At 38.9% G+C, this 20,528-nt stretch carries 15 protein-coding genes; 1 reads left to right on the forward strand and 14 read right to left on the reverse strand.

Annotation, left to right across the window (positions count from 1 at the left end; genetic code table 11):
* Positions 1–232: 232 nt before the first annotated feature.
* From ACJVDK_RS11400 to ACJVDK_RS11425, 6 genes are all read right to left on the reverse strand, one after another.
* Entirely contained in the window at positions 233–1,471 is a 1,239-nt protein-coding gene (locus tag ACJVDK_RS11400) for a hypothetical protein (protein ID WP_443936793.1), read from the reverse strand.
* A gap of 29 nt (positions 1,472–1,500) precedes the next feature.
* The gene (locus ACJVDK_RS11405; RefSeq protein WP_443936794.1) at positions 1,501–1,971 is read right to left on the reverse strand and encodes a DUF4625 domain-containing protein; all 471 of its coding nucleotides are present in this window, start codon (positions 1,969–1,971) and stop codon (positions 1,501–1,503) included.
* Positions 1,972–2,023: 52 nt separating this feature from the next.
* Positions 2,024–2,167, reverse strand: coding sequence for a hypothetical protein (locus ACJVDK_RS11410; protein WP_443936795.1), 144 nt, complete (start codon positions 2,165–2,167; stop codon positions 2,024–2,026).
* Positions 2,168–2,252: 85 nt separating this feature from the next.
* Complete coding sequence (locus ACJVDK_RS11415) at positions 2,253–2,705, reverse strand: DUF4625 domain-containing protein (protein WP_443936796.1); 453 nt, start codon at positions 2,703–2,705, stop codon at positions 2,253–2,255.
* A 7-nt stretch (positions 2,706–2,712) separates the two neighbouring features.
* Entirely contained in the window at positions 2,713–5,091 is a 2,379-nt protein-coding gene (locus ACJVDK_RS11420) for a TonB-dependent receptor (protein ID WP_443936797.1), read from the reverse strand.
* Positions 5,092–5,246: 155 nt separating this feature from the next.
* Positions 5,247–5,657, reverse strand: coding sequence for a hypothetical protein (locus ACJVDK_RS11425; RefSeq protein ID WP_443936798.1), 411 nt, complete (start codon positions 5,655–5,657; stop codon positions 5,247–5,249).
* Positions 5,658–6,173: 516 nt separating this feature from the next.
* On the opposite strand from ACJVDK_RS11425, the gene ACJVDK_RS11430 reads away from it, so the two are divergent.
* The gene (locus ACJVDK_RS11430; RefSeq protein WP_443936799.1) at positions 6,174–8,351 is read left to right on the forward strand and encodes a TonB-dependent receptor; all 2,178 of its coding nucleotides are present in this window, start codon (positions 6,174–6,176) and stop codon (positions 8,349–8,351) included.
* Positions 8,352–8,735: 384 nt separating this feature from the next.
* Here ACJVDK_RS11430 and ACJVDK_RS11435 read toward each other — a convergent pair whose 3' ends face one another.
* Genes ACJVDK_RS11435 through ACJVDK_RS11470 form a run of 8 tightly spaced genes read right to left on the reverse strand, consistent with a single transcriptional unit; the run spans position 8,736 to position 20,486 of the window.
* Positions 8,736–9,740, reverse strand: coding sequence for a Gfo/Idh/MocA family protein (locus ACJVDK_RS11435; RefSeq protein ID WP_443936800.1), 1,005 nt, complete (start codon positions 9,738–9,740; stop codon positions 8,736–8,738).
* Between the two features lies 1 nt (position 9,741).
* Entirely contained in the window at positions 9,742–12,276 is a 2,535-nt protein-coding gene (locus ACJVDK_RS11440) for a family 20 glycosylhydrolase (protein WP_443936801.1), read from the reverse strand.
* Positions 12,277–12,285: 9 nt separating this feature from the next.
* Entirely contained in the window at positions 12,286–14,235 is a 1,950-nt protein-coding gene (locus ACJVDK_RS11445; protein WP_443936802.1) for a hypothetical protein, read from the reverse strand.
* Between the two features lie 4 nt (positions 14,236–14,239).
* Positions 14,240–15,301, reverse strand: coding sequence for a dihydrodipicolinate synthase family protein (locus ACJVDK_RS11450; RefSeq protein ID WP_443936803.1), 1,062 nt, complete (start codon positions 15,299–15,301; stop codon positions 14,240–14,242).
* Positions 15,301–16,317: an NAD-dependent epimerase/dehydratase family protein gene (locus tag ACJVDK_RS11455; RefSeq protein ID WP_443936804.1), complete on the reverse strand. Its 1,017-nt coding sequence runs from the start codon at positions 16,315–16,317 to the stop codon at positions 15,301–15,303. The genes ACJVDK_RS11450 and ACJVDK_RS11455 overlap by 1 nt, the downstream gene beginning before the upstream one ends.
* Positions 16,318–16,336: 19 nt before the next feature.
* Positions 16,337–17,548, reverse strand: coding sequence for an Nramp family divalent metal transporter (locus ACJVDK_RS11460; protein ID WP_443936805.1), 1,212 nt, complete (start codon positions 17,546–17,548; stop codon positions 16,337–16,339).
* Complete coding sequence (locus ACJVDK_RS11465; protein ID WP_443936806.1) at positions 17,548–19,029, reverse strand: PQQ-dependent sugar dehydrogenase; 1,482 nt, start codon at positions 19,027–19,029, stop codon at positions 17,548–17,550. Before ACJVDK_RS11465 ends, ACJVDK_RS11460 begins: the two co-directional genes overlap by 1 nt.
* Complete coding sequence (locus tag ACJVDK_RS11470) at positions 19,026–20,486, reverse strand: BNR-4 repeat-containing protein (protein WP_443936807.1); 1,461 nt, start codon at positions 20,484–20,486, stop codon at positions 19,026–19,028. Before ACJVDK_RS11470 ends, ACJVDK_RS11465 begins: the two co-directional genes overlap by 4 nt.
* Positions 20,487–20,528: the final 42 nt, after the last annotated feature.

The following is a 20,528-nucleotide window of genomic DNA, read 5'->3' on the forward strand; positions in this document are numbered from 1 at the left end:
AGATATTCATGCACATAGCACTTCAAATAGTGTAAGATTAGTAACAATTAATGGCTTCGCATCAACAAATCATCCAAGTCTGTGAAAGGAAAGAGAAACGAGCTCTCTTCCTATTTAGAAGAAAATAAAACGGGCCACTCAGGTGCAATATTTACCTGTACCTCCATACAAATTTAGACATAAAAAAACCGCCTGGTCACCACAACCAGACGGTAACAACTAAACCTAACGATTAATGATTGTGTGTTTCACTGATTTCAAATCCAAAAAGGGTCATTCGAACCGGATTTGCGCTTACTTTGTGTTTAACAACATCGCCATCTTCTAAATTAATTTGCAGAACTTCGCCCAAAGTTGGCATAGCGATGTATCCATATTGTGCCGTGGCTTCTAGAATGGGTTTGTACGTATCTGCCGAAGCTACCGCTCCAATTACCGCTATTTCCTTTTTTAAGGCTCCGGTATTTAGATTATATATTTTCAATTTGCCGTCTAAAGTTAAAAGCACTAGATTTTCACCAGCATAATCTACCTTACATTGAAAAGCATCGGCCGCAGCATATATTGGCGTAATTTTATTAGCGGCAACATCAACCAAATAGGCCCCTTTTGCGGCACTATATCCTATAAACTTTTTAGCTTTTTTGGCATATAAAACTGTACCCAAACGCGCAGCCCCAAAACCCGCTGGATTTTCTATAAAAGTTTGTGTACCATCTTGTTTTACGACCAAGATCCCTCCAATTTGATTTGTGGCATCTTTATACGCTCCAAATACACCCGTCGTACCATCTGTAGCATTTCCATGAATTGATCCAACCGTTAATGTTGAAGGATATTTAACTGTACCATCTGCATTAACCACCATTACACCATTTGGTGAAACACCCGCTCCAGTAGATTTAGTTACCGCAAATGTACTGTTAACAAAAGGTGTCATAGCCCCATGGTGTGCAAACAAACCCATATTAATTTGTCTGAATTTTCCATTTGCTGTGCTAAAATCGGCATCTGAAGCAGTACTTATAGTTCCTGAGTTATCGTTGAAAATCATCGTTTGAGTTCCGTAACTGATGAAGTGTGCCGGTTTTAAACCATCCGATGTGAATGTAGTCATTGCGGCAGCGCCATCCACATCCACGTGATCGTCATGCAATCTCAAACCACTGTTAAAAATCTCAACAAGATTGTTTGCGCCGTTAAGAATAGCCACGTGTCTTCTTGATGCAGTTGCATACAGCGTGCCCAATGGAAATTTCGCAATATAATTGGTTACTTTTGCTTGCGAAGGATCTATCATACTCAAGGTCGTAGTGTTTTGATCAGCTACCATTAAGCGTACAAAAGTGTGCTCACCTTCATGATGATGTTCGTGCTCTTCCTCAGGATTATGATCTTTCTTACATGAAAAAAAAGTAGTTGTAGCAAGTAAAACTAAGCTTAGCGCTTTTAAAATTGATGACTTTTTCATTTTTTTGAAATTTTGGATTATGGATGATGTTATTTAATTTTTATACTGATTCCTTGGATGGTTTGCCATCCTTCTTTATCGGTTAACCGGATTAAGAAATGATAATCTCCAGGATCCACATTTGCAGGTATCTCAATTGGCTGATTCATTTCGTAGGTGTTCAATCCGGCAGGAATGGCAAACGTCTTAATTAATAAAAAAGGATTTACCGGTGTTTTTTGGGAACCCAGACCACAGTCATTTACCTCCGTACTATGGTTATGATGATCGAAGTTGTGGTGAATGTCAATACTTGAAGAACCCAACGCGCGATTGTCATTAAACTTGGCTCGAAAAACGAATGTTTGTCCGCGTTGCAACTCACTGCACTGCTGAGGAAACGAGTTGGGCGTTAATTCAATAACCGGATATTCGGTATCAACTTCTTTTTCTTTCTTACAAGACTCGAATGCCAACAAAACAAGTACCGTCAGCATCAATGCTATTTTATTTATTTTCATATGGTTTTAATTTTTGCTCAGCCAATTTTTTCTGGATGAGCAGTTATATTGATTAAGGAATTAATTTAATTTCTCTGTATTCAAAGGTTCCCATCTTATGTGTGGTGTTTTCATAAATCAGTACACACCAATAATCACCACCCTCCCATGAAATGGAGTTTCCATGCTTATCTTTTGTAACTTCTCCTACTATCATGCCTGGTGCACCTGTTACCCTCTAGGTTGTTGTGTTCGCAATAGACGTATGCTCTCGCGTTTCATAAACGATTACTTTGCTGGAATCAATTGCCCGGAAAAACAGGAAGGTTTTCTTTGGTCCATATCCTTATTTTTCTCTTTTCTTCCGTTTTTGTTCCGTTTTCATCCATTATCGTAATAATAAAATCGTATTCACCCTCGACAGCAGCGCTAGGAATATCAAAATGCTTATGGATGTTCGTGTTCTTGGCACCTTTATATTGCGGCCATGTAACAGTAAGCGACCAAGGTGCAGAGTAGGTGCCTCCGACTTTTTGAAGGATTTTTACCTCTACCATGTCGATTTTATCGCCAGCTATTACATCTGCATTAAAATGAAAATCTTGCCCAATAATGCCAATCTCACTATTGTTTAATCCGATTTCAATGTTTTCAATCGTTGGTTTAGCTAATTCTGCTTCCGACTGATCTTTTTTACACGCGGTAAATCCGATAGCAACGACCAAAAAAAGTGTTAAAATTTTTGTTGTTTTCATGTATTTATTATTTGTGAATATTAAAGGGAACTTTTACCGACAGCACTATATTTCTTCCCTGCTCGGGCATGTCAATCAATCGATAAAAACTGGTGTGCTGAAAATATTTGGTGTTTAGTAAATTCTGTACCTGAAGGCTTAGCGTAATCTTTTCGTTGTTCCAGTTGAAACGTGTTCCGGCCTGTAGATTAATCAAATGATAACCATCTGTCTTTTTCTCAGGTGGTACAATTCTATTTTGTGTGGCTGTTATACGGTAATCGAGCGAGAAGAAAGTATTATCGGCCCAACTGGCCATCTTTGGTTCGTAGGTAGCGTTAAACAATACAGATGCAGGTGGAGCAAATGGCAAACCAAAGCCTTGCTTGTCGCCCGATAATTGAATGGCATATAAGTACTCCCCTAAAGCAGAAATATTGAGGTTATTTAATAAGTTATACTCCACTTGCAATTCCGCTCCATAGCGCAGCACTTCACTTTCCTGGTATTCAAAAACCTGATTGCCGGCCCCGTAGGCATAATCGTGATAAGGTGTGGGGTTGAGGTAGATGTAGTTCGGAAAATAATTGAAAAAAGGAGTAAACTGAATTGTAAATTTATCAGGCCTCCAGCCTAAAACGACATCGGCCTGATACGATTTTTCAGGACGGAGACTCGCATTTCCCTTTTCGTAGCTGTAATAATGATAATTTACCCCATTTGCGCCCAACTCTTTTGCTATAGGCATTCTAAAACTCTTGCCTACATTAAATTTGAAAGAGATTTCATCTTCGGTATAATTGGCCCCCGCCGACCATACCAAACTGTTAAAAGTTCGATGAAGGTTGCTTGCACGTTGTAAATAGGCCTTACTTCCATCTTCTAGGGTAGATTCGAACCAATCATTGTATTCATTTAAATGGATATCCCCGTAATCGTAGCGCAAAGCCCCTAAAAGCTTCCAATGCTCATTAATTTTATAATCGTCAAAAACAAAGCTTCCAATAGTAAGTTGTTTAAATGCAGGAATTAAAAAACCCCATCCTCCAATTTTATTGTTCTGATATTCGGCATTGACACCCATGTTTAATTGATGCCTTCCTAAGATTAACTTATCTTTAAAAGAGCCCAGAAACGTAGATTTATCATAATGACGCTCCAAATCCTGAGGAATAGCCAACCAATTAGGATAAATGGCGGGCATAAAACCATGGTTTACATATTGGCTGTTTTCATCTCGATAATTTCGCTGATACCCCAAAGACACATTAAAATCGTGTTTTCCCTGATGCCAATCGGTTTGATTAATCACCTTAAAATGGTTTACCGTTTGATTTGGCAGCATCATGTCGCGCGAGGAATCATCATGACTCGCATCCACTCTACGCGGCTCTAAACCATGTGCATTTGCAAAAAAGCCACTTTTAGAATAGAGATTGCTGATATAAAAAATAGACTTCAAATGTTCGCTTGCATACCCCGTTGTCAAATGCAAATTTTGCTCGCTACCTGCCGTATTACGAACATGATTTTTATAGAGTACTACCGGATAATTGTACACATTTACCACATCTGTAGGCACGCGATAATCGCCATAATTTTGATACGTATAACGCGTATCAAATAAAAAATGCTTACTGCGTCCTCTTAAATTAAAAGAACCGCCCCATTGATTAGTATTGCTTTTGGCAACTAAATCTACACTACCGTTTAATGAATTTTCTTTTGGCAAAGCCGATGGAGTAACGTCAATTGCTCCTCCAATAGCATCTGAGCCATACATAAAAGAGGCAGCTCCTTTAATGATGCGAATGTCGCCGGTGGCAAATTGATCTACTTCCAAGCCATGGTCGGCCCCCCATTGTTGGCCCTCGTGCTTCATACCTTTATCGAGCACCAACACCCTGTTAAAACCCAAACCTCGTATCAAAGGTTTAGACTGTCCTGAACCAATGCCTATGCTTTTTACACCGGGCTGTCTGGATAGAGTTTGCATTAAACTTCCACCCAAATTACGCTGAATAAACGATTGCCTTATCAGTTCAGTGTTTAGGTTGGCTGATTGGTGATAAACAGAAGCAGACTTATCTTGAACATTTACCTCTTCCAATTGATGCACCAAAGGATGTAAATGAAACACTCTTAACCGACGATTGGCCTGTACAGCAATCGTCAGGTGTTGATAGCCAAGCGCCACAATATGTAACTCTCCACCCTCATTAGGTAATGTTAGCGAAAAAACGCCATTGCTATCCGTCCTAGTCTCCGTTTTTGTATCCAAAAGCATAACGGTAGCCCCCACAATAGGCTTGTTTCCATGGGCAACAACGATCGCCTTAAAATTCTGCTGGGCATGCGCTGTAATATAAAGCGCAACACCAAGCACAAACGTGCAAAGTTTCTTCATTAAAAAACTGCCAAAAAATGGCCTAAATAAAAAAATGAGTAAATTATTTGGGGCATAGAAAAAGCCCATTCCGCGTCGATGAATTAAAAAATTAAACCATCAAGCAGCGAAAAACCCCTCAGAAAGGACGCAATATGCCTTAAATGGGGAAAAGATTAAGAAATAACAGGAGGACCTTTATTTGTCCAAGTATGAACGGCGCGTTCAAAAAGTTGTTGTTGATAACCCGTGATCATTTTTACTTCTTTGGTAGCAAAACAGGTTACCATTATAGGTGAAGGTGTTTCTTGAAATTCTATGTGTTTATGAATCACAAAATCACAGATAGAACAATCGTTTTCATCTTCAGTTAAGAGCTGCTTTGCAGAACTTTTCTCAAGTGAGACATACTTCTTCGCAGAAGAATGTGAATGAAAATGAATCGAAGGCAGTATTTGTAATGCTGAAAATACCAGCAAAAGCAACCAGATTAATGAAATTTGAGCCTTCTTATTCACGGCCACAAAACTAGTAAAAAATATTAATCTTTTTAAATCCAACAAAAAAGTGACTGAAATTTCATGCAATTCTAAGGGCGATGTTGCATTCCTATCCTATACATTCATACTATCAATGGTTAAATCTTCCTAGCGGTTTACAAAAGGATGCCCTACTATTACTTTTAACTAAAATACCTTAGAACTTATACCATAAATACTTACTTTTACAATGTGAAAATCCTTGCCTTATTTCTGAGCATCCTGGTAATTACATTGACCATTACACCTTGCTGCGCCATGGAAGAATCAACACAGGATTCTTACCAAAAGGAAACACACACAAACACCACTCAAGAGGATGATTGTTGCAAAGAATGTTCGCCGTTTTATGTTTGTGGAACCTGCACCGGATTTATCCTTACAGCAAAGCAACTTTCTTCGATTGTACCTCCTTTAATAACGGTAAAACAACACAATACACTTTATATTTCCGCTCCGCTACCACTTATTTCCCTGGCTATTTGGCAACCTCCTAAGCTTATTTAGCTTTTCCTACCAATCCAAACGGATATATTTATCGACATTATTATTTAAATACACATCATGAAAAGAACGATTGTGCTTTTGGTTATGCTGTTGTGTACAGCTCTGACCTATGCTCAAAATTCATATAATGCAGTCATCAAAGATGCAAAAACAAATCAGTTGCTCCGCGGAGCGACCGTAAAAGTGCAAGGAACCTCTCTAAGCATTGCCTCAGACAATAATGGTTCTGTTACAATCAACGGAATAAACGCTGGACAACAAGTAATTCAAATCAGCTATCAAGGCTTTAAAACACAAAGAGATACCTTAGTTTTTCCACTTGCAGATAGCTCAGTAATAGTTGTTTTATTGGAAGAAGAAGAGGAAGAAGAATTGGAAGAGATAATTGTTTCCGCTACCCGAAGCAGCCGAACCATCGACAACATACCCACGCGGATTGAAGTCATTTCTGGAGAAGAATTAGAAGAAAAGGGAAACATGAAGCCCGGCGATATTCGTATGCTCTTAGCAGAAAGTACAGGAATTCAGACTCAACAAACTTCTGCAACCAGCGGCAATTCGGCCATACGGATTCAAGGTTTAGATGGAAAATACACGCAAATCATCCGCGATGGCTTTCCTTTATATTCGGGATTTTCTAGTGGCCTCGGGCTGCTTCAAATTGCTCCGCTCGATCTTCAACAGGTGGAAGTAATCAAAGGTTCATCTTCTACCCTGTATGGTGGAGGGGCAATTGCGGGCTTGGTGAATCTAGTTTCTAAAAAACCTATTGACGAACGCCAACTCAATTTTATGTTAAACGGGACCTCTGCTTTAGGCTTAGATGCAAGTGCTTTTTATAGTCAAAAGTTCACTAAAGTCGGTATTACCGTTTACGGAGCATACAATACAGGAACGGCTTACGATCCTTCAGACGTTGGACTTACTGCTATACCCGATTTTGATCGATTTACACTTAATCCCAAACTCTACTTTTATTTAAATGAGGCTACGACGCTTATTGCAGGAATTAACGCAACAAACGAAAAAAGAACCGGTGGTGATATTTTATACCTAAAAGGAGAGGGAAGTGCGGCTCATTCTTATTTTGAAGAAAACAAAACAGGTCGCTACAGTTCACAAATTGAACTTACACACGCCATTAGTCAAAATCAGAAATTAACCTTGCGCAATTCGTTTAGCTATTACAATCGCTCCATTGGCATGCCCGATTATCTTTTTTCTGGCGTTCAGCGTTCAACCTATAGCGAAGCAAATTACCAGCACGTTGGCGAAAAGGCCGACTGGGTATTTGGCCTTAATTTTTTGACCGACACTTTTAAAGAAGATGTGCAGGATAATGCTTTACCACGAGACTATAATTACACAACAATCGGCGCATTCGCTCAAAACACTTGGAATTTGTCTGAAAAAATCAATATAGAATCGGGCATACGCGGCGATTACCATAATGAATACGGATTTATGTTCTTGCCACGAGTATCAGCCTTATGGAAAATTAACGACCATTTGTCAACCCGTCTTGGTGGAGGATTAGGCTATAAAGCACCGACTGTTTTTACGGAAGAAGCCGAACGAATCCAATTCAGAAACGTGTTGCCTCTTGATGTAGCCAACTCTAAAGCCGAGCGGTCGTATGGCGCCAACTACGATATAAACTACCGTACTTCATTGTTTAACGATAAAGTGGGCTTCAACATCAACCAAATGTTTTTCTATACGTTTATTAATAACCCCATCCTTTTGACCTCAGCCACCAATGGAACCCTATTGTATCAACAACCTAACGGAAATATAGAAACCAAGGGAATGGAAACCAATATCAAATTTACGCTTGACAATTTTAAGCTATTTGTGGGATACACTTTTGCCGATGTAAAACAACAAATAGAAAATTCGAGTACTACATATCCGCTTGTTTCAAAACACCGACTAAACAACGTACTCATGTATGAGGTAGAGGACAAATGGAAGATTGGCCTGGAAGCGTATTATTTCAGCAAACAACAGCTCAACGATGGTGCCACTGGTAAAAGCTACTGGACTACAGGTTTCATGGCAGAAAAAATTTGGGATCGCTTTTCAATTTTTATAAACTTTGAGAATTTTAGCGACACGCGACAAACTAAGTTTGATACGATTTATACAGGAAGTATAACCAATCCTGTTTTTCGTGACATTTATGCTCCGTTGGATGGTTTTGTTGTTAATGGGGGTATAAAGCTAAGACTCTAGTCATCGATCAAAGTGATATTTTGGGGGATTAGTTATTCACGGAAAGTAGGAACTCATATGTTCACGAAAAGGAGAAGATTAATCTTTTGCCCACAGTTATCCAAGAAGCCCTGAACTTATCTTACTGTTCTATATCTGACATTTTAAGCATTTCTTCATAAAAACTCTTTGGATTTTTTCGACAATTGTTTTTATTCTTCCAAATATCCATCAAACCTATGTTAAACGCTCATAGAATTCTGATGGTTACTTTTTAAGGGGCGACTAAATAATCAGGGAATGCAAAATCTTCAGCTTTGAGGATTTTGCATTCTTGAATTCTTCAGAACCGTAAAACGAACTTATGGTTTGGATGCTATGCGCTTGGATATCGGCCGACTGCTTTTAAAAATGTCGCGAAATCCTCTGTAGGGATACTCTTGCACCATTTTTATTTTTACTTATTTCTGCGGCTTCCATAAAGGCTAACACCTCTAAAGTTTCTATAGGGCTTACTGGTGGAATCCCTGTATTGAAAAATTTAACAATTTCTATTAGTAAAGGTTGATAACCTAAATATGGCCCTAACTGAATCGTTTCTTTTTCAGTAAAACAAACTCCCCCAAAATCTGCTGTACTGATTCTAGTCCCTCTAAATGTACCTAGTCTACCATCCTCCCAAACGCCTACCACTACCTCCATATTGTTTTGATAATATCGCGTTAGCTCTTTACAACCTGTACCCATAACTGCAAATAAAATTTCTACGCCATGTATAGCGTACCAAAATAAGTCGGAATGAGAAGGCTCTATGGTTGCAGGGCTATAGCTATCAGCAGCTAAAACTTTTCCATAACCACCATTTCTAACCTTTTTTACCGCATTCATAAAACGTAGTGATGAGGCTGAAAAAACTGGGACATTATACTTTTTAGACGCCTCAAAGATAGAGACACCGTCCTTTAACGAAGCGGCTAAGGGTTTATCTATAAACAAGGGCTTACCTGCTTTAATCACTTCCAAGGCTTGCTCTAAATGCAGGCGTCCATCATTGGTTTCTAAAAGAACGACATCAACCTCTTTAAGTAGCGCTGCAATTGATGTACATATTTTTACTTGATAGCGCTGAATTTCTTCCATTTGTTTCGGAATTCGTTCCTTACTTAGCGCTAAATCTTTACTCCCATATGGATATGCAGCAACAACCTTATAACCGTCAAAAACAGCATCGGCATCTACAGCATTGAGCAATTTTGTGAAGGCTATACTATGACTAGTATCTAACCCAATAATACCCACTCTTTTCCCTCTTGTCTCTTGAGCAAAAGATAGCTTGGACAAAAAGGGAGATATTCCCAAAAGACTCATTTTAAAGATAAAATCCTTTCGATTTAACGTGCTGCTAATCATATCATGGACGTTCTATTGTAATCGTTCTACTTGCATTTCCGTTTTGGGTAAAGGCTCTTAATTTAAGAATGCCTTTAGCAGAAATAGATTGCTTATAAAGTTCACTTTGATCATTAGGTTCATCACCGTTTGTGGTATATCTAATAATTAACCCTGGAAACTGCACATTTGCGTTTACCTTATCTTGATCAACAAGCACACCCGGTGGTGGTACTCGAAAATTAAATCCTTTCTTATAATGCGATAAACGGTTCATTTCACGTTTACCCACAATGTTTGCAAAACGGCTCCAATCTTTAAGATACAGGTGCCAAGATAGTGTGCTATCCGCTTCTTTAGACCAATTGGGTTCTTCAGACCAGGCTCTTTCTGCATAGGCCATTAACTTAGGCAGTAACATATATTGCATACTTTGCGGATTGTAAATTTTCTCAGCCCATAACTGGCTTTGTATACCTATAATATTTTTTTTGCCTGCTGGTGTTAGGCGTTCTTTCCCCTTCAAAATAGATCGATCTAGTAAGTTGCCATCAACAGACTCCTTTGCCGTTTTATAATAATCAAAAGGAGAGAAATAGAATGGCTTATCGGTATCTACATAAGATCCCCAATATAAACCAGGCTCAAAGGTGTCTTTTTGATAGGCCAGATCGAAATAATAATTGCTTACGGCAGATAGCACTACCTGATACCCTGCATTTGCTAACCTGTAGGCTAAATCTTCGGAACCACCACCCCACACGTTATTCCATACATAAGCCCTAAAATTTTGTCCTATAAAATCAGGATTAGCAATATAACTCACTTTATCGCCTTCTCTCACTTTCCTCATCGCTACTTCCTCCCATCCTGCCAAATGCAATTTCTTTGCTTTTAATATGTCATTTGCCTTCGTTAAATAGTAATACCATAAATCGTCGTTTGAACGAATGTTTTCTTTCTTCATCAATTCAAGTACAGCTGGAGATTTTTCCCACACCCCTCGTGGCACTTCATCTCCACCCATATGCACAGTATTTAATGGCGCATCTGCTTTTTTATAGAGAGAAATTAACTCGTCAATAACAGTATTTAGGAAACGATAGGTAGATGGCAATGCTACATTCATCACATTATCATTGTAGCCTTGTACAGATTTATAAACCGATTGATCCAAAGTATCTCTCAGTAAATATTCGATAGCCTCGGCATGCTTTCCTTGCTTTTTCAATCGCTTATATCGATAATCCATTGCTTTGACAGCCGCCCTTGCATGCCCAGGTGTTTCTATCTCTGGAATGACGGTAATATGCCTACTTTTAGCGTATTGCACTATCTCAACAAAATCTTCTTGACTGTAGTAGCCGCTACCAGGAATTTTAGTAGTATCAGCACCAGAGCCATAAGCGGGTTTTAGATGCGTGTCATCATCAAAAGTATGCCCTCTTTTTGCACCAACCTGTGTGAGTTCGGGTAGGGTTTTAATTTCTAATCTCCAACCTTCATCATCATTTAAATGGAAATGAAAAGTATTGATTTTATACAATGCCAAAAGATCGAGCATCTTCAATATTTCCGCTTTTGGTTGAAAATTTCTTGCCACATCTAACATCAAGGATCGGTAAGCAAAACGAGGATAATCGCTAATCGTAACACAGGGTATTAATATTTCTTTATTCAGATGGGTCCAAGAACTTGGCGGCATCAACATTTTTATAGATTGTACACCATAAAATGCACCTTCAGGGGTAGACGCTTCTATTTGTATCGTATTCTGGTGAACAATAAGTCGATATCCTTCAGTCGCTAAACCTTTGCTCTCCTTTAAAACAATTGAATTTGTATTTGGCTGTTTAGCGAAAACCAATTTAGCTCCCAACAGTCCAAGCAATTCTTGATTAAAAAGATTGGCCTCATGCTTAAAAGCCAGATCAACAACCAAATTTGTATGAGCATTTAAACTAAAAAAACCTTCTTTTTCAGCGTATGAAACAGGCTTGGGTATAATTTTCTCAAATTGATTGGGAGTAAGCTCCTGGACATCCAAAAATTTTCGATAACGCTCTGCAGCCGCTTGTAATTCGCTGGCTTTGCTTAATTCACTTAAATCGACCGTAAAATTCTTAACCGTAAAAAACTGACTAGCATCCTTTTTTGAAACGAAATACAAACCTGCAGGTGCATCGGTAACGTTTAGCGTTTTACCTTTAGCCAGATAATCGATTTGTAATCGCTTCCCTTTAGTTATCGTAGCGAAAGGCTTCTCTAAGTTCATGGTCACAAATTCGCCACCTTTAGGCTCGAAAACAGCATTTTCACTGGTCACTTTGATAACCTCTCGTGGGTACGAAAAACAAAGTGTCCAATTGCTTAAATCAGCTTCCTTTATGCCAGAATTTGTTAAAATGAAAGATGCGCTAAACTGACCTTTCTGCAGATAATCGTTTGCTTGCATTTTCCATTGGATTTGGAGATGCTGAAATTCGGCGGGAATTTGTGCCCAACTTAGTTGAGCGAGCATAAATACAATATAAAAAAATACCGTTGTCCTTTTCATAATTTTATACTATGGTGTATACGACCACAATTCTGTCCCTCTTTTAAAATAGATTTTACCTTGAGGATCCATAGCCATAAGTGAAGCTCCTTTTTCAATGACCTTACATTCTTTTGTTACTGGATCTAGCTTAAATAATTGACCGTTGTCCGTTCCATAAATTTGCCCAGAAGGATGAATGGCCATAAAAGCACTTCTCCAAATGTGGCTTCCAAAAGGTGGATAGTCGTAGAGCTTATGAACAGACAGTACCTTTTGCTGATTGACATCTAAAATAAATAAATGGCCGTCGGCAATGCCCCAAATATGACCATCGGGGCCATTGATTAATGATGTGATAGCCGCTGCATTTGGCACTGGAACCAACTTTGCTAAAACTTTATCGCCAAGCGTATCCCAAATTAACAGTTCTGCTTCTTTGCGTTCAGGCCTTACCCCTAATCCGCCAGAAATAGAACCCCCAACAACTAATATATTGCCTTTGCTGGATAAACTTACTACCGATTGCTGTTGAAGGACTTCTCCAAAAGATTGATGTTGATTGTTTGTTTCATTATAAGCAACCAAAATACCACCTAGTTTTCCATATTCTGGAACGGTTCCAAAATATACCTTACCTAGCTTAGGCATGGTATGAACGGCAAACGCTCTGCTTTGGCCCTTTTCAACGAACGCTTCTTTTGGGTTTTTATTAGCCACGCTCCAAGGTTTAGTGGTATCGAACACGTAAAATTTTCCTTTCGGATAAATACCAAAGTAAATATGATCTCCTAAAAAACTCATGCCTTCTGTTTGATCTAAACCTGCGTATTTTGTATTCTTTCCTGTTTTTGGATCAAATGTTGCGTGACCTCCAGCCAAATAGCCACCCGTCCAAACTTTTTGATCTGGACCAACCATAATAGCATTAATAGGAATTGGCTGTGCGGGTATATTCAGTTTAGCACGCTCTACTTTACTATTTTTAAACTGATATTTTAGCAACGTTGCTTTAACACTTAGCATATACAAACTTCCTTTTTTATCATTAAAAAAAGCATGCCCAGCGTCATCACTGTTATCGACTAATTGAATCGCTGAAGCTACTGGTTTACTGGCATCAAAACTCATTAACTTACCTTTTGAAGTGTAAATCGTCTGCAGATTTGAATTAAAACCAACCGCTTTCATATCCATACCTTCGATTTCTTGTTCTACCTGTTGCGTGCTAAGATTATAAACCAAGGTCTCGTTTCCTGCAGTAAGCAGCGCCAATAAGCGATCTACACCATCGCTACCCTTTACCAACTCCAAACCATACACAAATTCTCGATCTTGATATTTCGATGGTAAAATATCTTTTTTTGTTTTAGCAGTAAGATTAATCTCGATAAGGTGCGCATGTGAACCCACTCCTGCATAGAGTAGATTTCGCTTCTCATCGAAAGCTAGGCTACGCACATAATTTTCTCCTGCCACCAAAGGAGCATTAAACAAATCGGTAAAACCATCTTTAGGATGATAGCGAAATACCCTGCATCCTGGATAAGTAGCACCAAAAACTTCACCATTTTTACCTGCGGTTAAACTCCACAAATAGGTTTCTGTGGGTAATGCATTGCCTAAATCTTTAATTACTTTGGTTCCTGGTTGATGACTAAACAACTTACCTCCTGCACCGGGTATATAAATTGTCCCATCTGTAGATTGACTCAAATCCCAAGCACCATCTGTGTTGGGTAGAGGTATATCTAACACAAGGACTTTTTTAGCTACATTAAACCCCAACAAATGCGCAGGCTCACCCCTTACTACGGTATAAAGCAATAGATTTCCTTTAGCATCTTTCGCAAAAAGGCTGCCCTGAATCATTGCCGCAGTTAACTGAGGTCCGTAATTTACAAGCTTACTATGTTCCTGAGCATAGCTAATCTTTGTTGCAATAAACAGCAGCAACAATACCCAAATGTTTCCCTTCATGATGTTAAACTTCTTTAGCTAAAAACTTTCGAACAAATTCATCATCGTTTAAGTGCGGATAATCCTGATGAACGCGATTAATTTCTTCTTCTTGCCCAGCAGATAACTGTTCATTAGGATTTAAGCACCAAATTCCTTTAAGTAAACCTTGCTTTCTCAAGATTTCGTGAATACCCGGAATACACCCATGAAAATGGTTCGCTGGATCAAAAAGAGCGGCATTTACATCGGTAATTTCTATACCTTTTGTTAAAAGGGCTGCCAACGCTCTGTCGCTCGGTTGTTGATTGTATGCTTTAATTTCTTCTAATAAGCTAACGGCCTTTTGCGTCCATACCGCCCAGTGCCCCAATAAACCACCTACAAAGCGTTTTTCTACCAAATTACCTTTAACCGAAAAGCGATAATTGGTTAGCAAATCTGGCACAATATTATCGTCGTTACCGGTGTACAGCGCAATTTCGTTGCATCGTGTACTATTACAAACCGCCCTTACCACATCAATAGTTTGGTAACGATTAAAGGAAGCGCATTTAATGGCCATAACATTTGGGATTTCGGCAAACTGCAACCAAAAATTGTAGCTAAAAATACGCCCCCCTACCGAAGGCTGTAGATAAAAACCGAATACCGGAATGATGGCCGCAACCTCTCTTACGCGCGCTAAAATCTGTGCTTCTGTCCATCCCTGTAAGCCGCCCATACTGAGCAAGCCCATATCGTAACCCAATTCCAGGGCAATATTTGCTTCGGCAATTGCCTGATGGATTGGTCCGCAAATACCTGCTATTTTCAGAAAGGGTCTATCCAACTGTGCTTTTGAAACCTCTTCAACTGCCAATTGTAATACCTTTTCAAATAGGTTAACTTCAGGATCTCGGATTTCAAACTGTGTAGAATGAACACCAACCGCAATACCACCAGCACCACTTGCCATATAATACCGTGTTAATAAACGTTGCTGCACTTCATCCAACGTTCTATCTTTATTTAAAGCCAAAGGATGCGCCGGAAATACCGTTCCTTGCTGTAAATGTTGATATAATTCCTTACTTAATTTTTTCATTAGAATTTCCCTCCTCTTTCTTGAAAATGTGTCGCTTTACCAAATTCTTCACCTCCGCCGTTAAGCCAAGAAGCGGTAATTGCTATAATTTCTCTAATGGTTACTTTTGGATACCCGAAAATTCGGTGGCATTCTGATGCATTATTCAGCAAAGCCGTGCCCACTGGTTCGTTTACAAATTTGGGCTCGATATTAAAAAAAGTACCGAACTGTTGTGCAAGCCATCTAACCGATAAGATTTCTGGTCCTGTAACATTTAAGATTTTGGCAGGATTAGTACAATGCAATAAAGATCGGATGGCAATTTCGTTGGCATCGCCCTGCCAAATTACATTTACATTTTCGGTACTTAAATCGATTGGTTTACCTGCCTTTACTGATTTTGCAATTTCCAATACTACCCCGTATCTAAAATCTACCGCATAATTCAGCCTATAAATTAACATAGGGGTTTCATTTTTCTTCGCAAAATACTCGAAGATACGCTCGCGGCCTAAACAAGATTGTGCATACTCCCCAACCGGTTCTGGAGTAGTTTCTTCGGCAACACCACCCGAGGTAACGGGCACGAAAGGTAAAACATTGCCTGATGAAAAGGCTACAATATTCGCATTTTTGTATTTTTCGGCTACACGCCCAGGCAAATAAGCATTCATAGCCCAAGTAAAACTCTCTTTACCAGTGGTACCAAATTTATTACCTGCCAGATAAATTACATTTTCGGCATCGGGGAGGGCAAAAAGCGCTTCATCGTTAAGTAAATCACAGGTAATAGTTTCAATACCATTAGCTTCTAATTCGGCCTTTGCTTGCTCATCCGAGAACCTCGAAATACCGATTACGCGCTTATTTACACCCGCAGCTTTAATTCCATCGACCAATAATTTACCCATACTAGGCCCCATTTTCCCTCCAATACCCAACAACACAATATCACCTTTAATTTTCTTTATATCATCTATTAATGCCGCAGAAGGGGCCGTTAACCTTCGCTCTAAAGCTATTAAATCTTCCATTTCTTAATATTTTAAAATTCTATTTCACAAACATTTGGTAAAAATTGAAAGCCGCTAAAGCAATAAGCAGCAACAAACCTATTCCTGCTACAATCTTTACATAGCTGTTATTTTTATATTTACCCATTATTCGCTCATCATTCGCTATACTGTACATAGCGATACCGATAAACGGCACTAAAAAAATAGTTACACTTTGCGCAAAAACAATCAATTCTAAAGGTAGTTTCCCGAAAATAAGTGAGATTGAAGCACCGCAAATCATTACCAAGGCAATGAAGAAACGTACCATTTTAGAGTTGAGATGATTACCGTACCCAAATGCATCGCCTAGCAAACTACCACCTACTGTGGCGTTACCCACTAAAGAAGAAAAAGAAGCCCCAAAAAGCCCTACCAAGAACAAATCAGCAGCATACTCTCCAAACAAAGGCTGTAAGGCTTTAGACATTTCTGAGGCACTGTTTACCTTTATCCCCTGAGGATGTAAAACTGCTGCAGCGCAGATAATTACTACTGCACTCATAAATCCTAAAATTAGAATACCTGTAGTGCTTTTATTTGTTACCATTGCACCATTATTTTTACTTTCTTGCACCAAATACGATTGATAAAAAGCACCCACAATAGAAAAGCAGGAGGCTATAAAAGCAATGAGCAAAGCAGCTGACTCAGGCTGATATGTAGGAATAAATCCTTTTGCGATACCGGACAGAGAAGGATTCGATAAAAACAAGGTGGTAATAAAAGCCAATAGCATTATACCCACCAAAGCAATCATCAAGCGCTCTAACATTTTGTAAAAGCTCCTAAAAAAAAGCAATGCTAAACCAAGTACATTAAACACCACTACCCAAACCCAAGGCTTAGTTCCACTTGCTTCGGCAATGGCTATACCTACTCCAATCGAATTACCCGCTTGAAAAGAAGTGGTTACCAAAAATACGCCCAGCCCAATAGCAATTGCAGCTCCTTTTCCCCATTTATTTCTGATATGCGTTAACAAACTTGATGAGCCGCTTAGTCCTATTCTTGCTCCCATATTGGTAAACACCAGCATAAAAAAGATGGCAACAACCACAATCCACAACATGGAATAACCATAATCCGCCCCTAAACGAGAAGTAATGGTCATTTTGCTTGGTCCGAAAACCAAAGCCGCTGTAATAATGCCAGGGCCTAATCCTTTGAGTATAGTAATGAATTTATTTTTATTTTCTGTAGTAGGCATTATCTATGTTTTTTAATTTGAGCGGCAACTATTGAACTTGCCGCATTTCCCCAATTTTGTCTGATATAAGAAAGTATGGCCGCAGCTTCTTCGTCTTTTAGAAATGTAAAAGCCGGCATGGCAGCTGTCCCATTTTGATTGGGCACACCTTTCAATAGCACGTGAATTAATTGATCTGCTTGCCCTGTAACCTTAGTAGAAGCTTTTAATGCAGGGAACACACCAGACAAACCCATACCGTCTTCTTTATGACAAGAAGCGCAATAACTGTTGTAAAGTGCTTTACCCGAAAGCAAGTTACCTTCATTGACCTTAAGGCCTTTCAAAGGTTCACGAACAGCTTTTTCTGCTGGGCTAATTTTTAATATTTTATCGTCACCGGCCAAAGGGAATCCAGGCGTTGGGTTCCAATCTTTGTTACTGGTTGTCAAATAAACTGCACCCTCTCTATCGGTACAAACATCTCTTAATCTTCCGTAGTATTTTTCAAAGAAAATCTCTTCATCTATAGCCTTTTTACCGTCGGTACTTAATTTAATCACCCTTAAACTTTTACCTTTTAGGGTGGTAAGCAACAAACTATTAGACCATTCTCCTATCTTCATACTGTTGTAGTGGGTTATTCCAGCTGGAGCAATTACGGGTGTCCACGATTTTATAGGCTCAAGTGTATTGTATTTAGCAGAAAATTCTTTTTCTGCAGGTAAGTCGTGCATCCCTTCTATAACAGGCCAACCATAATTAGCCCCTACCTCAATGAGATTGATTTCATCTTCAATAGCGTCTCCATGTTCTGAAGTGTATAATAAACCTTTATCTGAAAAAGTTAAGCCCTGCATATTCCTAAATCCACTGGCCCAAACGTAACTTTTAGGCTTCGGGTTATCTTGTGGTATTGTACCATCAATATTTATCCGAAGAATTTTACCATTTAAACTTTTAGGATTTTGCGCATTTTCTCCTTTGTGGGCATCGCCGGTAGCCCAATAAATTTTTTCATCGGGACCGAAGGCAATTCGAGAACCATTGTGTGCCGTAAAACCATCAACTTCTAACAAAATTTTCGGATTTTTCAGGGTATCACCATCAAACTCGTATCGCACTAATTTGTTATAAATAGTACTGTCTCTTTTTACAGTATAGTTCATTAGCACATATGGATGCTCCTTTAAGTTTGGGTGCACTGCTAAGCCTAATAAACCTGCGGTTCGTTTGTGCCAAACATCCTCAATCTTCAATACCCTTTTTTGCTCACCTGTTTCTAAATCTATCCTCGACACCAATCCTTCCTGTTCTACAAACCATAACGAATGGTCATTTCCGTAACAAATATCCCAAGGTACATTTAGGCTATCGGCTAAAACTTCAACTTTTAATAGGCTGTTTTTGAGTTGGATATTATCTAGTATTCTAAGCTCTTTAGCGGATTTTCCACAAGCGGCCAACAATATAAGACATACTATAACGCTATAATTTCTCACTTTTTAGGTTGTTTAAGTTTGATTGGTTTTACCATGTTGGCGTCCATTTTTTCAGGCAGCTGATAAACATTTCCTTTTTTATCGGCAAAGTATAATCTAGAAACCGAATGTTGCCTTCCATGACCATCAGCCCAAAAGGCAAAAAAACCTGGATGAACATTTACTGGTTTTCTAGCGTAAGAATGATTATATAAACTATTACTTGTTATCTTTTTCGACTTCCATGTTTTACCTTTATTGTTACTTGTCCACAATACCATCTCACCACCTGTATTAAATGCCTGCGGCCCTGTTGCAGTCGGCCCTACAATTAACCAATTACCTTTTTCATCCACTACCAGAGAGCCCATATCGTAATTATTATCCGAAATAGTTACTGGAAGTATTTCCCAATCGTTCCCTGTGTATCGGGCAGTGTTCCAGGTGTATGGTGCATTGATTGGCCCGGCCTGATATCCCTTACTCGTAATAAATAAGATGATTGGATTTCCTGATGCATCAAAAGCCAAATCATTGATATACACATTCAAACCCAGCGATTGATAGTCTTTTACCAAAGCAACATTTCGAATATCGGTTAGTGGAACATCTATCTTTTCATTCTTTACATTTTGCCAAGTTTTTCCAAAATCTTTGGTTTGTATGTAGTAAAGATTGGTCCGATAATTCAATCCATTTTCGTTATCCTTTACGGGATGAAAATTAAAGGATGTAGCCACTACATCTCTAAAACTTCCACTCGTTTGATAATGCCCTTCTTCGATGATTGCTAAGTCTTTCCATTCACTGTAGTTTACTCCATTACTACTGGTCATGTAACTAATCGTGCGTCGGGGTTTTGAAGGCTGATTTGGAATTACCTTTCTATCGTAATGTGTAAATAGATTTATAAATCCATTATTGGGTTGATACCAAACTTGCAAATAGGAAAAGTTATCCATTAACACTTTTTTACCTGCCACTTGTTTAGTTACATCAACCCTAATAAAACTATCAATGCTATAGGGCTTAGTGCTTTTGTGTACATACGACGGACTATTGGTGCCATGTGCAGTAGAAAACAACCAAATAAAACCATCTTTATCGATATTCAACACCGGATTATCGTGTGCATTGTTTGTTTTTTTATCTAATACGATTGTTGGTTTGGGCACCATCCCTGTATTATGATCAAAATAAGAAACCACATGGAGCAATGTTTTACCCGCTAAATCGGATCCTCCATAACAGAAAAAAGTCTTGTTTACTGCTTTAACATAAACAGAAAACGGATAATGATTAGCAGGATACGTACCCAAGCCACCACTGTACTTATAAACATATTCGTCGTTTGATGGCTGGTTACTATACCAAATCCCCTTATATCCCGTATCTTTTTGGTTAAGGGTTTGCACTTGCGCATGAACAAAGTAATAGCAGGCCACAGTTGCGGCAAAAGACATTAATAATCTTTTCATTAATGATGATGATTAATGGTAAAAGGAAAACAGACCAAGAAA

It is taken from the genome of Pedobacter paludisoli (assembly GCF_052344095.1).
Classification (GTDB): Bacteria; Bacteroidota; Bacteroidia; order Sphingobacteriales; family Sphingobacteriaceae; genus Pedobacter.